Genomic DNA, 14881 nt, shown 5'->3' with positions numbered 1-14881 from the left:
GAAGTCGAACGCCAATAAATCAACTGGTTGCGCCATATTATTCGTTCGTATCGCCATATTATGGAGGGCTATCGCCCTATAACCATCACGGAACGACAGATTATCATTCCCTAACGACATATTCCTCAATACAAAAAGCGCAATCCCGGTAAAATAGGATTGCGCTTTTGAATTCCTCGTTAAACCTCAATAACAATCGGCAATATCATGGGTCTACGCTTTGTTTTCGCATATAGCATTTTGCCAATCGTTGCTTTGATGCTTTGTTTTAAGACGCTTCTTTGATTTCGATCAGCAATTTGAATGCTTTGCATGGTCGATAAAACCAATCGATCGACTTCTTTCATCAACTCTTCTGATTCACGAACATAGACAAACCCACGTGAAATTGTATCTGGACCTGAAATGATTTGTCCATCAACTTTCGAAATGGTGACCACGATGACTAACATGCCGTCTTCAGATAATAGCTTACGATCACGCAACACCATATTTCCAATGTCGCCAATTCCTAAGCCATCTACATATACGTCTCCTGCAGAGACACTTCTTGTGTGACGAACAGTATCACTTGTAACGTCCACGACGTCGCCATTTTTAAGAATAAAGATATTTTCACCTTCCACACCAACTGCCTGAGCTAATTGGCTGTGAAGGTGTAACATGCGATACTCTCCGTGAATAGGAATGAAGTACTTTGGCTTCATAAGTGTCAGCATGAGTTTGAGTTCTTCCTGACAAGCATGTCCTGAAACATGCATTCCGGTTTCGTTACCTGACCCATAGATGACATGTGCTCTCCGTTGATACAATTGGTCAATAATCTTAGAGACGCCGCGTTCATTTCCTGGAATAGGGGTAGCTGCAAAAATGACTGTATCTCCGGGTAAGACCTCAGCTTGTCGATAATTTCCACTGGCAAGACGCGATAATGCCGCCATTGGTTCACCTTGGCTTCCGGTACAAAGAATCGCAACACGTTCAGGATCCATGCGACCAATTTCTTGTGCGTCGATGAGCATATCTTCAGGCATATTCAAATACCCTCGTTCAAGTGCGACGGAAACCACATTGACCATGCTGCGACCAAGTAAAGCGATTTTTCGATTGGTTAGTATGGCCGCATCCACAGCTTGTTGTAGACGGTGGACGTTGGAGGCAAAGGTAGTGACGAAAATCTTACCAGTAGCTTTACGAAATGCTTCTTCTAAATGTCCGCCAACTAAACTTTCTGAAGGTGTGAAGCCTGGACGTTCGGCGTTCGTACTTTCGGATAATAAAACCAGTACGCCTCTTTGTCCGATTGCCGCCATTTCATGAATATCCGCATATTCTCCATTGACCGGTGTTAGATCGAACTTGAAATCACCAGTGTGGACAACCGTGCCAAAAGGGGTTTCAAAAGCGATTCCTAAACAATCCGGTATGCTGTGGTTCGTTTTGAAAAATGTACAAGAAATCGTATCAAAAGATAAATTGGAATTCGAGTCAATCAAGTGAAGTTCTGTATCGCGTAATAATCCATGCTCCTTTAGCTTAATCTCGATTAAACCGAGAGTCAGCCTAGTTGCGTAAATTGGAACATTCATTTGTTTTAAAAAGTATGGAATCCCTCCAATATGATCTTCATGGCCATGGGTGACGATCAGTGCTCGAACCTTTTCTGTATTCTCTTGTAAATAAGAAATATCTTGAATGATTAAATCAATGCCAAGTAAACTTTCATCGGGAAACTTTCCTCCGCAGTCGATGATGACAATCTCATTTTCAACTTCAAGTACATACATATTTTTACCGATTTCATTTACGCCACCTAAGGCGAAAATAGCGAGTGAATTTTCAGTTGATGTCAAAATAGAATCCTCCTACTTTTAAATGGCTAACAAAAGTATGGTCAAGTAAGAGTGTTTTTACTCGGTTAGGAGTAGGAGAAATTTATATAAAACAAAATAATGTATCATTCTTTCTAATTTTAGCAATACTCTTTTAATCGACTTAAAATCCTCACATATCAACATTTATGCGTTCTTTACACATATTATCCATTTACTTATTTCAATAGATTTGTTACCATTCCGATAAGTTGTCTGACGACCGACAACCTTAACTTCAACTTTTTTGCGAAAGAAAGCGTTTACTTTCTTTTGTTAAATCAAATACCAATAAAAGAGGTGTCATACATGAATATCATTTGGGGAATAGGCGGGATTTTCGTTGTTTTAGGAATTGCGTTTTTATTATCAAGTGCTAAGAAATCCATTAATTTACGAACAGTCATAGGTGGATTGACCATTCAAATCCTCTTTGCATTTATCGTGCTAAAGTGGAGTTATGGACGTGAAAAATTAGAACAATTTGCTGAAGCTGTTCAAAGTATGATCAGTTATGCGAATGAAGGAATTAGCTTTTTGTTCGGTCCAGCGGCAGATGTAGAAGGGTTCGGATTTGTCTTCGCTTTCCAAGTGTTGACGGTTATTATTTTCTTCTCATCTTTAATATCTGTGTTGTACTACTTAGGAATTATGCAACGACTAATCCGCGTTATTGGTGGAGCACTCTCGTGGTTGCTTGGGACAAGTAAAGCTGAATCGATTTCAGCTGCAGCCAACATCTTTGTTGGTCAAACAGAAGCACCTTTAATCATTCGTCCGTTTATCGCGAAAATGACAAAATCAGAATTATTCGCGGTCATGACAGGTGGTCTTGCATCAGTTGCAGGATCGGTATTAGTCGGATATTCACTGTTAGGTGTACCTCTTGAATACTTACTTGCAGCGAGCTTTATGGCAGCACCTGCAGGATTAATTTTAGCTAAAATTATGATTCCAGAAACAGAAGAAGTAGATGATTCGGCATTCGAGCTAGAAAAAGATGATGCTTCTACGAATGTCATTGACGCTGCAGCTAGAGGGGCAAGTGATGGTTTGCAATTAGCATTGAATGTGGGTGCGATGCTTCTAGCCTTTATTGCTCTGATTGCACTTCTGAACGGGATTCTAGGTTTTATCGGCGCTGGTTTGTTTAATTATGAATCACTTTCGCTTGAAGGGATTCTTGGGTTTGTTTTTGCACCTCTTGCTTTTGCAATCGGTGTCCCTTGGGAAGAAGCTGTACAAGCAGGTGGTTATATTGGTCAAAAGTTAGTGTTAAATGAATTTGTAGCTTATTCTTCTTTTGCACCTGAAATTGCCAACCTCTCACCTAAAACAGTAATCGTGGTCAGCTTTGCATTATGTGGATTCGCTAACTTAAGTTCAATGGCTATCTTATTAGGTGGTTTAGGAGCACTTGCTCCCAATCGCCGAAGTGACATTGCTAGACTAGGCATCCGTGCAGTAGCAGCTGGTATGCTTGCATCTTTATTAAGCGCAGCAATCGCTGGTATGTTTCTTTAATTAGTAGACCTTAAATCAATGAGAATTAAGATAAGCTTTCCAATAAGTATCAAATTAAAACAAGTAGGGGAAATGATTAATTTTTCTCTACTTGTTTTTGAGTTTTTATCTGTTTTTCTGAAAATATCTCCAAGATGCAGTCAACAAGTGAGCTTCTAGAAATTTTTACTTTAATAGAAAAACTGATTAATTAACATGTTTAGCTGATTGAAATGGAGGCGGCGACTCCGAGGGGGAACAGCACGAGCTGCAGACCCTGGACCGAGCGCGCGAGGGAAGCGGCTAAAGCCGTGCCCCCCGGAAAGCGTCCGCAGTAATGAAAATCAGCTTGTTTTAGATAAAAAGGTGATCCTAACGTGTCATCTTTTATTGCCAATCTCTTTTTTTGTTACACTAAAAATAAAAAGGTGAATTAAAGTGGATATTAAACTCATAACTATGCACGATTTAACGGATGATTTTTTATTTACATTCCAGCGATATCAAAAAACGGAAAGAGTTATGGTTGAAATAGATAATCGTTTATTCGAAAAGAATGACTCATTTATTGACGATTGGGATACAGTAAAAAAAGTAGTAATTGTTCAAGAATTGCGTACCAGTTTGACCGCAGGTGGAATAGTCCTTGGAGCATATGAAAATCAGTCTCTTATAGGATTTGCCAATATTGAACCTACTCGGTTCGGACCTCAACTTGAATATGTAGAGTTATCTTATATTCATGTTTCGCAAGAATTTAGAGGAAACGGAATTGGTAAGAAGTTATTTGAGGCGTGTTTTGAAATGGGAAGTAAATTAGGAGCTCAAAAACTCTATATTGCAGCCCATCCCTCGATTGAATCTCAGCTGTTTTATAAGAAAATGGGTTGCACTATGGCCTGCCATATTGAAAAAGACATTTTATCTAAAGAACCTCTAGATATTCAATTGGAACGAAAAATCACCCCCTCATTTTAAAAAAGTGAGTGGGTGATTTTTGTTTAATGTGAAGGTCTCTTTTCGTAATTGGCGATCGCTTCTTGTCGATCATTTTCAGTAGAATCCGAAATTTGATCAGCAATCGCTTCTTCTTCAAACTTGTTATCAAGCCAAACTTGAACGCCATTTAATGTGAAAAGCAACTGATTTGCTTCTGAGGAATATTCTTTTGCACGATTTGGATTCAAACTAATCCACTCCATTAACCTAAGCTATTATCGCTTATTGTTGTTACGCTCATTTGTACCTTTACCATTTTGTTTTAGTGTTTTGTTGATAATTTCCGTGAACTCTCTAGAGAATTCTTCTTTTCGAGTAGTTGACGTTGTGGTTTTTGGTGTAGTTTTCTGTGTTTTAGGTGAAGAGGTATTATTGTTGTTTGTTGAATTATTGTTGTTTTGTCCCATTTGTTTCGCCTACTTTCTAAGAATTGTATTCATAAAAAGTATGGCTCAAAATGTGTAGGTCTATGTAAGATGAAATTAGTAATTTACACCAATTTAAGAACGCATGAGTGCAACTCTGTAAGGAAATAATGTGGCAGTCATAATTCCTTCTTTCACAGCAGGGTCAGACTCCATAAATAATTGAGCTTCTTCCTTGGAATCCACTTCAAAAATCACAATTCCAAAACCATCGGAATCCATATTTAATGTTCTTCCTGCTAATATTACCGTTCCTTCTTGTTCTGCTTTCTTTAACGCTTCGAAATGTCGAGCCACAATGTCATTTTCTCTTTCAGTCCAATTTTCTTCGCTTAATAAAGAGGGATTCAATTTAAGTTGATATAAGAATTGTAATTTCTCCATGAACAAACCTCCAATGTACTGATTCTTATATATTCCACACCTACAAACAAATCCCTTCAATTTGAGTTCACGGTATATACCTATGCATGAATGATGTAGTAGGCATATATATAACAATACGCAGTCCTGTCATGTTTTTATATATGAAATTTGATAGGTGTAAAAGAAAGGGGAAGAAACAGAGTGGAAGATAATTATTTGCAATCGTTGGTTGGAAAGGGTGTCCAAATCCATAGAGGAGGACCTGATTCTAACACTGGGAAATTACTTGATGTGACAGAAGATTACGTTGCGTTGCAAAAAGACGATGGAGAAATCATTTACTTTAAAACCTCACATATTAAAAGTATTCGTGAGAATGCCATGATTAAATTTAACTCACTTTTAAATACGGACGAAACTTTATTTATTAAAGCGAGCAAATTTCAGGAAATGGCTTCTCAATTAAAAGAACAAAACGTTCGAATAAATGGGAAAGGTCCGGAGTCCAGGGTAGGGAAATTAGTCGATGTAAGAGATGATTATGTCATCATTTATACAGAAGATGACGGCTTGATTTTTTATAAAGATCAGCATATTAAAAGCTTGAGTACGCCTTTAGAAAAATTGGAGTCAACGAATGATTCTGGAGAAAAAGAAACAGAGCAAAATACAGAAGAATTATTAGAAGAAGGAGAAGTTCCTAAGGTGAACACGGAACTTGAAAATCTTCTTAAGCTTTCAGCAGCAGCTAGTATGAATGATTTGTTATCAAATTTAAAATATTCATGGATTAAAGTGAATCGAAAAGGGCCAGAAAGCGTTGAAGGACTATTAGTTGATTCGAATGATCAACATTTAGTATTAGCGGTGGATAATGAGATTCTTCGTATTTCAACTTATCACATCAAAAATTTCAGTGTAAATACCAAAACGTCAAAAGAAGAACCTGAAGAAACGAACGATTCAAAAGAAGACTCGAAAAATTCAAAAGAAGAGTCTAAAGATAAATCTAGCGAACAAAAAGAGTCCAAACAAAAAGATTCAGACAAAAATGAGTCAAAAGAACAAAATACGGAAGACGTAAGTGAAGCTCAAAAGTTATTTGAAGAACGCTTAAAAGTAGCTGCAAAAAAACGCAATCGACGTATTCGAATAAATGCCCTACAAAATAAGAAAAGATAAATTCGTTCTACCTAAACTTGTGGAAAGGAGGGTGGACATGATCATATTTTCGATATTGATGGGATCAGGTTTAATCTTCTATCATCTATTAACTCCTCCCACCGAAAAGGCTGTGGCTCCAACAAACATGGTGACGAAAGCGAAAAGGAAATTCCGAATTAATGGGGTTCAGTCCAATGCATGATAGTCTCATCGTATATACATTTTCGATTTTTGCCTTAACCACATTATGTATCTTATGGAGACCTCAAGGTATCAATGAAGCAATACCTGCCATAAGCGGAGCGATTCTTTTGTTTATAGCAGGTATTGTCCCTTTACATGATATTGTCTATATCTTTAAGATCGTGAGCGGACCATCCATCACGATCATATCAACAATTGTCATGTGTATTGTCCTAGAAAGCATCGGAGTATTTCGCTGGGCAGCTATAAATGTCGTGAAGAGAGCTAAAGGATCGGGTATTCGTCTGTTTTGGTCGATTATGCTGTTGTGTTTTTTAATGACCGTTTTTTTTAACAATGACGGGAGTATCCTCATCACCACGCCAATCATTTTACACATTGTTCAAATCATTCGTATTAAACCACAGCAAAAACTACCTTACTTATTTGCAGGTGTGTTTATTGCAACGTCTGCAAGTTTGCCGATAGGTGTCAGTAACATCGCTAACTTAATCGGCTTGCAGATGGTTGGTTTGAATTTAGTGTCCTATACGAATTTAGCTTTTGTTCCTTCGATGATTGGTATTGCAACGTTAAGTTTGCTTCTGTATTTGTTATTTAGAAATGAAATTCCTCGTAAAATACCAGACATCCAAGATTCGATTTCAGATCCTACTTTTAAAACTCATCCTCTATCAGGTGTGAAAAAATCAGTTGAATCGATGAACTGGCCCCTATTCCGAACGTGTATTTTTCTAGTTGTACTCATTCGAGGGAGCTACTTTATCTTGCCGGCATACGGTTTTTCAATCGAATGGATCGCTATTACCGGTGCTTTATTACTCATCGGAATTCGCTGGATAAGTTTAAAAATAAGTCCCGTTGATGTTTTATGGAAAGCCCCTTGGCATATTTTGGTCTTTGCTTTCGGGATGTATGTGACCGTTTACGCACTGAAAAATACAGGTGTAACCAGTTATATGATGTCCATATTAGATGGAGTTATGACACAAAGTCTTATGTCAGCAAGCTTTGCATCAGGCATACTAATTAGTGTTCTTTCCAATCTCATGAACAACTTACCTTCTGTTATGCTTGGTACTTTATTAATTACTGAAATCGGACTCGACACGCAAACGTTACAAGTTGCCTATATCTCAATGATCATCGGAAGTGATATTGGTGCATTGTTAACGCCTCTTGGGACACTTGCCACTTTGCTGTGGATGTTTGTCTTGAAAAAAAACGGCGTTGCGATCACCTGGAGTGCTTATTTTAGAGTGGCATTGATGGTCATTCCTATTACTCTTGTAGTCACGCTTATTGCATTAAATATATGGCTCTGGTTGATATTATGATGAAAGGAGACGCTTACTATGAGGATTTTCGATCAATATGAAGGGAAAATGATTGAAGTCGAACTTTCTTCAAAAAAACAGATCTCTGGAAAATTAATTGAATGTGGTTCGGATATTCTCGTTGTTCTTACTGGTCAATATTATGCCTATTTGCCGCAAAAACATATTCATGTCATCAAAAGATGTGAAGAAAATGAATATGACATTATTCAATCTGAGCCGTCGCCCATTAAGCAAACGAGTGATGGATTAACTTTAATGGCCGTCCTAAACAACGCGAAAGGGATATTCGTTGAAGTAGACATTAGTGGGATTGGAGCGGTTTTTGGCTACGTCACGAACGTTATGAGCGACTATTTCGTTTTTTATTCCCCTGCACTGAACCAACTATTCATTCCTATCCATCATCTAAAATCAATCACCCCTTATTTGAATAAAACCCCGTATGACCTTCCATTAACGTCCATGATTTTTCCGGTAAATCAATTGCTCGCAGATAGTTTTACGAAGCAAGTCAAACAATTTCAAGGAGAAATGGTTCAGTTTGATGGAGGGAAAAATGCATACAAAATGGGTATCCTTACACATGTAGAAAATGACTTAGCAGAACTCACTATTGGGAATGGTAAAAGACTGTATTTGAACATTTCTCATATCAAATCTGTCCAAAAAGCCCTTGGTTGATTTCCGTGGAATAAAACCTCATACACTTATAAATCAGCCACCCTTCGCCAAGTGCCAGGATGGCTGTTTCATTACTGCAAAGGGTTCCAAACCTGTATCCGATTTTCAACTCAGTGATATACTTAGTGGAATCACGTTAGACTAAAGGATGAGAATGAATTGAACCAATACCCTAGAACCGGTGACTATATTTATACATACGCGTATAAACCGGACGAAGAATCACTGTGTTATTTAGAAATGCGTTCGTTATTTGGAGAAGACACACAAACGAAAGTTATCAAAAGTACATATGACATAAATCCGAGTCGAAGTCCTTTTATTAAAGAACGAATCGAGGTTTTATTTGAAGGAAATGAACTCTCCGACATCCTTAAGCAAGTTGAAGTAGTAGATATGGGAGAGTTAACATTCAAAGTCCTTTTTGTGAAAATAAATGATTTAGCTTCCACTGAAAAAGTTGAGTACAAACAAAAACGCGAAATCGAACGGGAAATCGGCCTAATTATTGAGGGTGAAGCGGATGTTCACCATCCGAACGTTACATTCGGTTTGGTGCCGTTTAAAGGGAAATGGTACTTTGGTTTGTACGAAAAGAACGAAGCTGTTTGGCTGCATCATCAGAAGAAACCTAGGGAATATTCAACTGCTTTGAGCACACGAGTGGCTAGAGCTGTAGCTAATATTGCCGTCCCGAATCCTCATGGCGTTAAAGCAATTGATCCTTGTTGTGGGATCGGGACAGTATTAGTTGAAGCCTTATCGATGGGAATTAATATTGTGGGTCGAGATATTAATCCGCTTGTGGTTCTTGGATCTAGGGAAAATATTGCTCATTTTGGTTTAACAGGAGATGTCGATTTAGGACCTATCGCAGAAGTAAAAGAGACATATGATGTCACCATTATTGATATGCCCTACAATCTGTACACGCATGCGACTCCAGAAGAACAACTGTCCATTTTAAAAAGCGCACGTCCTTTTTCTAAAAAACTAGTAGTCGTCACGATAGAAAATATTGACCATATGATCAAAGACGCTGGATTTGATATTATCGATCGATGTGTCGCAAAAAAAGGAATATTTTCGAGAGAGATACTTGTTTGTAAATAGAATCAAGAGTGATAATACAATCTGTAAAACAAAAAGAATCCATTTTTAAAAACGAACAAAATGGATTCTTTCTCTTTTTTTTTGACTTCAACCGCGCTGGTAAATTTGTGATAAATAATTTGAAATTTCACCTAATCTCCAAAAGATGAGTACTAAACAAATTACAATAACAACTAAACTTACAACCTTTATCTTCTCAAAATTAAGCATCTACAATCCTCCATCTTTTTTTAACCTTATTCTCTAACAAATCCTCAAATCCTTTTTTTCAATCCTTCAACACCAAACCTATCGATTAAAACTTTATAGATGACGAAGTAGCAAAAAATTCTTAAAAGCAAGTATGGATTGCTTGTATCGTATGGGCTATGATGAAATTGACCTATATGTAACCAAGGCCAACACTAGCGCTTTAAAGCTTTATGAGAAGCTAGGTTTTACTTGGCAACAATAGGTACTGAATAGCAATGGGGTGTTCGTGTGTTCGTAGAATGGGACGAGTTAAATGGTATAGCTATTATTCTTGGAACGTTGTTGTACATGGTGTACGGTGGGATTTATTATTCAGTAAGACTTGGCGGAGATAAATATCCTGAAAAGAAACAGTTGGAAATGGCAGGGCCAATGAAATATATCGTTTCAGTTATAGTGGCGTTCATTAGTTCGTTTGTAGTTGCAGTTTTGGTTCAAGCGACTGGTGCAGAGAGTATCACTGAGGGATTACTTGTCGGATTGATGATTGGTGTTATTATCACGCTTGTTTATTTAAAAAATCGTTTGTTTGGATTAATGACTCATCGATCTTTCCTAATTGCAATCGGTGATCATTTAGTCATTTTCACACTTTTAGGATCTCTTCATGGTTTGATGTAATTTGAAAAGACTTGTCCAATGACAAGTCTTTTTTCTTTGCCTATTTGTAAGTGTTGAGATAGTTCGATACTTTTGAGTGCAGTTCAATCATCGAATCGATGGTTTCTAAATTAGCGATCATTCCTTTTAATACCGGAACTCTCGGTTGCTCTCTTTTCAACTCATCTGCAATAACTTCTAACGTAACCAGTAAATCTTCATCATCCGTTTCGGAAATACATAGGTTTACATATTGTAGTAAAGATTGCTTTGGAGAACTTAAGTTCGCTGGTTGTAATAAATGATTGTTGAGCATCTGTTTGTTTAAAAAGGGTGTAGGTTGTTTGGATATAAGACCATCTACAATGTCATCCAATCGGTCCAAGATAAATGTTGCCATTAATTGATAATCGAGTTGTTTGCGATGTAAGAGGATCACTTCAATATATCCATGAAGAAGCCCTTTGGTCATCACGATTAAATCGGTTACATAAGGTTGAACCTTTTCTCCGTATACATCTATGAACATGTGGTGTAAAAGTGTGTGATGCTGCTCCTGCACCTTGCCAAGAAGCTCAATCATATTTGAATTCAATGGATTCGTCTGTTCTCGAATTTGCATCAATATGAAATCTGCGTGACTGTCGATTTCCTCAAATTGAATCATCAATAATGAAAGGAATTTTTCTCGTGGCGTGTCGTGTTTTAATTGGTCTAGATTGTTTAATCGGTGAGAAAGCTTTTCGAAAAAATATTCAAAAATGGAGATATGCAATTCTTCTTTTGATTTAAAAGATAAATAAAAGGAACCTTTGGAAATCCCGCATGCGTCTGTGATTTCTTGAATAGAGGTTGATTCAAAACCTTTGGTGGCAAATAAATGCATCGCCTTCTCAATGATTAAAGTTTTCTTTTTAGACATATTCATACCCCTTATTTATAAAATGCGAATTAAATAGATAGTTTAAGATTGACCTATGAATGACCGGTCAGTTATATTATGAATTAATATGACCCGTTGGTCAAATAATGTAGCTTGGAAGTGAATAATTAGAATGAATTCCATTATTAATTTTGTTTTGAAGAATAAATTTGCCGTATGGTTATTAACGATTGTTATAACTGTTGCTGGTATAGCTGCCGGTACGCAAATGAAATTAGAGACGATTCCCGATATCACAATTCCTGTTATAACAGCTACTACGGTGTATCCGGGTGCAACACCTGACCAGGTAGTCAAAGATCTTTCGGAACCACATGAAAAAGCGGTGCGTAATTTAGAGGGAGTTAAATTAGTCACTTCATCTTCCTATCAAAATGCATCATCACTCCAAATTGAATTTGAATTTGGGACCGACATGAAAGAAGCTGAGACTGAAGTAGCGGCTGCACTTAATAGTCTTCCATTACCAGAAGGTGCACAAGAGCCATCGGTTGCTAGAATTAGCATTAATGCATTTCCTGTCGTCGCATTAAGTGTCTCGAGTGACAAAGAAACTCTTGCTGAATTAACGGAAACAGTAGAAACAAACTTGGTGCCAACACTTGAAGGATTAGAAGGTGTTTCATCTGTTGCTGTTTCAGGACAACAATTAAATGAAGTGAGTTTTAGGTTTAATCAAGACAAACTCGCTGAATTCGGGCTAACTGAAGAAACAGTTAAAGGTATTATTAAAGGTTCAGATATTATTTTCCCATTAGGTTTATTCCCATTTGAGGGAGAAGAACAATCTGTGGTTCTAGATGGGAAACTAGCATCAATCGACGATTTGAAAACTTTAGAACTTCCAGTCGTTCCTCCAGCTACGAACGGAGTTCCTACTCAGCCTACAACCGTTGCACTTGGCGAGGTTGCAGACATTAAACTCGTTGGAAAAGCGGAATCCATTTCACGTACAAATGGTAAGGAAGCGATTGCTGTTCAAGTCGTGAAGTCTCAAGGGGCTAATACGGTTGACGTCGTGAATCTGGTTAAAGAAGAAATGAAGGAGTTTGGAGATAATCATACAGACTTCGAAATCATTTTTACATTAGATCAAGGCGAACCAATTGAGAAATCAGTCGAGACGATGATGAGCAAAGCCTTGTTTGGTGCAGGATTTGCGGTATTGATTATTTTATTATTCTTACGAAATATTCGATCTACATTGATTGCCATCATTTCGATTCCATTGTCATTGTTAATCGCTGTATTGCTTATTAAACAGTTAGACATCACGTTAAATATGATGACACTCGGTGCGATGACAGTCGCGATTGGCCGGGTTATTGATGACTCAATCGTAGTTGTTGAAAATATTTACCGACGAATGGCATCTCCAACTGAAAAGTTAAAAGGAAGAGCGTTAATTCGAGAAGCAACGAAAGAAATGTTTGTACCGATTCTTTCTTCTACTTTAGTAACCATTGCCGTATTCTTACCTATCGGTTTAGTAGGAGGCATGGTGGGTGAATTATTCTTACCGTTTGCCTTAACGATTGTGTTTGCATTATTAGCTTCATTGTTAGTAGCCATTACGCTAGTGCCAATGTTATCTCATTCTTTATTTAAAAAAGGATTAAGTGCAAAACATACGCATGATCATGAGAAACCTGGGAAACTAGCTGGAGCTTATTTGAAAATCCTAAAATGGACTTTGAATCATAAGTTAGTTACAACAATTCTTGCTATTGCACTTTTCGTCGGAAGTTTAGCATTAGTTCCGTTTGTAGGAACGAGCTTCTTACCTGAAGAAGAAGAAAAAATGATGTACATCACGTATACGCCTGAAGCGGGCGAGACGAGAGAAGACGTGGAAGAAACCGTTTCAGATATTGAAACCTTCTTTATGGAAAGAGAAAATGTTGATAGTGTTCAAGTTTCCATTGGTGGAGAAAATCCAATGATGCCGGGACAGAATAACGGCGCGTTATTGTACGTTATTTATGAAGATGAAACACCAGAATTTGCTGCTGAAAAAGAAAACGTGATGAGTGATGTTCAAAAATTCGAGGCTACTGGTGAATGGAAATCTCAAGATTTCAGTACAAGTGGTGGAAGTAATGACTTGAATTATTATGTATATGGTAAAGACCTGGAGACAATTGAACCAATTATTAAAGAGATTGATTCGATTTTTAATGAAACAAAAAATATCAAGAATGTAAGTTCAAGTATTTCAGATTCATATCAAGAACATACATTAGTGGTGGATCAATCAAAACTTATTCAATATGGCTTAACGACTGCCCAAGTTGGAATGGCATTAAATCCAAATGGACAGCGTGAAATGTTAACGACCGTTGAACAAGATGGCGATACTTTTGATGTGTATATTGAATCGAATACAGAAAAGCCTGAAACACTAGATGAGTTATTGAAGAAAACCATTGCTTCACCAATAGGTATGGAAGTTTCGGTAGAAGACGTCGTAACGGTAGTTGAAGGAGAAACTTCAGATACGGTATTAAGAAGAGATGGTCAAATTTATGCGAGTGTTACGGGAACATTAACTGCTGAAGATATATCGAAAGATTCTACTGCGATTCAAGAAAAAGTAGATGAAATTGACCTTCCACAAAATGTGGATATTGAAACTGCTGGTGTAACAGCTGATATGCAAGAGTCCTTTACTCAGTTGGGCTTAGCAATGTTAGCAGCAATCGCCATCGTTTATCTCATTTTAGTTATAACGTTTGGTGGTGCAATAGCTCCACTTGCAATTCTATTCTCATTACCATTTACAATTAGTGGTGCACTCCTTGCATTATTAATTGCTGGTGAAACAATCAGTATTTCAACAATGATTGGAGCACTGATGTTGATTGGAATCGTTGTAACAAATGCGATTGTTTTGATTGACCGAGTGATTCATAAAGAAAAAGAAGGAACAACGACTCGTGAAGCCATTCTAGAAGCGGGTGTTACAAGACTTCGTCCGATTCTGATGACGGCAATTGCTACCATTGGTGCTTTAATTCCATTGGCTATCGGAGCTGAAGGTAGTGGATTGATTTCAAAAGGGCTAGGTGTAACGGTTATTGGTGGTCTAACAAGTTCAACTTTGTTAACGCTCATCATTGTTCCAGTGGTTTATGAATTCTTAAGTAAATTCCGCAAGAAAAAGTTTTCTAAAGATATAGAGTAAAATCGAAGCGTGTAGAGGGTGGAAAGTATCCTTCTGCACGTTTTTTATAGAGATTGATTTAAAGATAATCCCGTAAATGATTCATCAAATCCCGTAATTTTATGTGATAATCCCGTAAATTTGAACGTTAATTTAGTAAAAATGGTGCTAATCCTGTAAAACAACGATTTATTGACAGCTGTCATCAGTCTAAATAAGTGGTAGCAAGCTTTAGTAAAATGAAATGCATAACATGG

The 14881-nt window shown here is 37.4% G+C and carries 14 protein-coding genes; 9 read left to right on the top strand and 5 right to left on the bottom strand.

Going from position 1 to position 14881, the window contains the following annotated elements; all coding sequences use genetic code 11:
• Positions 1–179: 179 nt before the first annotated feature.
• The gene (locus AC3EA5_RS06680; RefSeq protein ID WP_488607622.1) at positions 180–1853 is read right to left on the bottom strand and encodes a ribonuclease J; all 1674 of its coding nucleotides are present in this window, start codon (positions 1851–1853) and stop codon (positions 180–182) included.
• Between the two features lie 327 nt (positions 1854–2180).
• Between AC3EA5_RS06680 and AC3EA5_RS06675 the strand changes: the two genes are divergently transcribed.
• Entirely contained in the window at positions 2181–3395 is a 1215-nt protein-coding gene (locus AC3EA5_RS06675) for a NupC/NupG family nucleoside CNT transporter (protein ID WP_488607621.1), read from the top strand.
• A 417-nt stretch (positions 3396–3812) separates the two neighbouring features.
• Positions 3813–4352, top strand: coding sequence for a GNAT family N-acetyltransferase (locus AC3EA5_RS06670; RefSeq protein ID WP_488607620.1), 540 nt, complete (start codon positions 3813–3815; stop codon positions 4350–4352).
• Positions 4353–4375: 23 nt separating this feature from the next.
• Here the strand turns inward: AC3EA5_RS06670 and AC3EA5_RS06665 are convergent, their stop codons facing one another.
• From AC3EA5_RS06665 to AC3EA5_RS06655, 3 genes are all read right to left on the bottom strand, one after another.
• The gene (locus tag AC3EA5_RS06665; protein ID WP_488607619.1) at positions 4376–4561 is read right to left on the bottom strand and encodes a hypothetical protein; all 186 of its coding nucleotides are present in this window, start codon (positions 4559–4561) and stop codon (positions 4376–4378) included.
• A 27-nt stretch (positions 4562–4588) separates the two neighbouring features.
• Positions 4589–4780, bottom strand: a complete 192-nt coding sequence (locus AC3EA5_RS06660; protein WP_488607618.1) for a YfhD family protein — start codon at positions 4778–4780, stop codon at positions 4589–4591.
• 93 nt (positions 4781–4873) lie between these two features.
• Positions 4874–5182, bottom strand: a complete 309-nt coding sequence (locus AC3EA5_RS06655; RefSeq protein ID WP_488607617.1) for a YciI family protein — start codon at positions 5180–5182, stop codon at positions 4874–4876.
• A gap of 183 nt (positions 5183–5365) precedes the next feature.
• On the opposite strand from AC3EA5_RS06655, the gene AC3EA5_RS06650 reads away from it, so the two are divergent.
• From AC3EA5_RS06650 to AC3EA5_RS06625, 6 genes are all read left to right on the top strand, one after another.
• On the top strand, positions 5366–6346 hold the full coding sequence (locus AC3EA5_RS06650; RefSeq protein ID WP_488607616.1) for a hypothetical protein: 981 nt from the start codon (positions 5366–5368) through the stop codon (positions 6344–6346).
• 37 nt (positions 6347–6383) lie between these two features.
• The gene (locus AC3EA5_RS06645) at positions 6384–6530 is read left to right on the top strand and encodes a hypothetical protein (protein WP_488607615.1); all 147 of its coding nucleotides are present in this window, start codon (positions 6384–6386) and stop codon (positions 6528–6530) included.
• Entirely contained in the window at positions 6523–7869 is a 1347-nt protein-coding gene (locus tag AC3EA5_RS06640) for an arsenic transporter (RefSeq protein WP_488607614.1), read from the top strand. The genes AC3EA5_RS06645 and AC3EA5_RS06640 overlap by 8 nt, the downstream gene beginning before the upstream one ends.
• An 18-nt stretch (positions 7870–7887) precedes the next feature.
• Positions 7888–8553 carry a hypothetical protein gene (locus AC3EA5_RS06635; RefSeq protein WP_488607613.1) on the top strand — a complete coding sequence of 222 codons (666 nt, stop codon included), beginning with the start codon at positions 7888–7890 and terminating at the stop codon, positions 8551–8553.
• Positions 8554–8712: 159 nt separating this feature from the next.
• Positions 8713–9666 carry a TRM11 family SAM-dependent methyltransferase gene (locus tag AC3EA5_RS06630; protein WP_488607612.1) on the top strand — a complete coding sequence of 318 codons (954 nt, stop codon included), beginning with the start codon at positions 8713–8715 and terminating at the stop codon, positions 9664–9666.
• Between the two features lie 480 nt (positions 9667–10146).
• On the top strand, positions 10147–10539 hold the full coding sequence (locus AC3EA5_RS06625) for a DUF1761 domain-containing protein (protein ID WP_488607611.1): 393 nt from the start codon (positions 10147–10149) through the stop codon (positions 10537–10539).
• A gap of 40 nt (positions 10540–10579) precedes the next feature.
• Here the strand turns inward: AC3EA5_RS06625 and AC3EA5_RS06620 are convergent, their stop codons facing one another.
• Positions 10580–11440: a TetR/AcrR family transcriptional regulator gene (locus tag AC3EA5_RS06620; protein WP_488607610.1), complete on the bottom strand. Its 861-nt coding sequence runs from the start codon at positions 11438–11440 to the stop codon at positions 10580–10582.
• A gap of 133 nt (positions 11441–11573) precedes the next feature.
• Here AC3EA5_RS06620 and AC3EA5_RS06615 point away from each other — a divergent pair, with 133 nt between their 5' ends.
• Positions 11574–14645: an efflux RND transporter permease subunit gene (locus AC3EA5_RS06615; protein ID WP_488607609.1), complete on the top strand. Its 3072-nt coding sequence runs from the start codon at positions 11574–11576 to the stop codon at positions 14643–14645.
• Positions 14646–14881 lie beyond the last annotated feature (236 nt).

The organism is Paenisporosarcina sp., from assembly GCF_057785155.1.
Note: the sequence above shows the minus strand (reverse complement) of the source record. Positions and strands in the feature narration are given on the sequence as shown.

What these genes read in the sequence shown, in the direction of transcription:
- AC3EA5_RS06655 (WP_488607617.1), bottom strand. Translation starts at nt 5,182, where the DNA reads ATGGAGAAATTACAATTCTTATATCAACTTAAATTGAATCCCTCTTTA.
- AC3EA5_RS06615 (WP_488607609.1), top strand. Translation starts at nt 11,574, where the DNA reads ATGAATTCCATTATTAATTTTGTTTTGAAGAATAAATTTGCCGTATGG.
- AC3EA5_RS06645 (WP_488607615.1), top strand. Translation starts at nt 6,384, where the DNA reads ATGATCATATTTTCGATATTGATGGGATCAGGTTTAATCTTCTATCAT.
- AC3EA5_RS06635 (WP_488607613.1), top strand. Translation starts at nt 7,888, where the DNA reads ATGAGGATTTTCGATCAATATGAAGGGAAAATGATTGAAGTCGAACTT.
- AC3EA5_RS06660 (WP_488607618.1), bottom strand. Translation starts at nt 4,780, where the DNA reads ATGGGACAAAACAACAATAATTCAACAAACAACAATAATACCTCTTCA.
- AC3EA5_RS06675 (WP_488607621.1), top strand. Translation starts at nt 2,181, where the DNA reads ATGAATATCATTTGGGGAATAGGCGGGATTTTCGTTGTTTTAGGAATT.
- AC3EA5_RS06620 (WP_488607610.1), bottom strand. Translation starts at nt 11,440, where the DNA reads ATGTCTAAAAAGAAAACTTTAATCATTGAGAAGGCGATGCATTTATTT.
- AC3EA5_RS06640 (WP_488607614.1), top strand. Translation starts at nt 6,523, where the DNA reads ATGCATGATAGTCTCATCGTATATACATTTTCGATTTTTGCCTTAACC.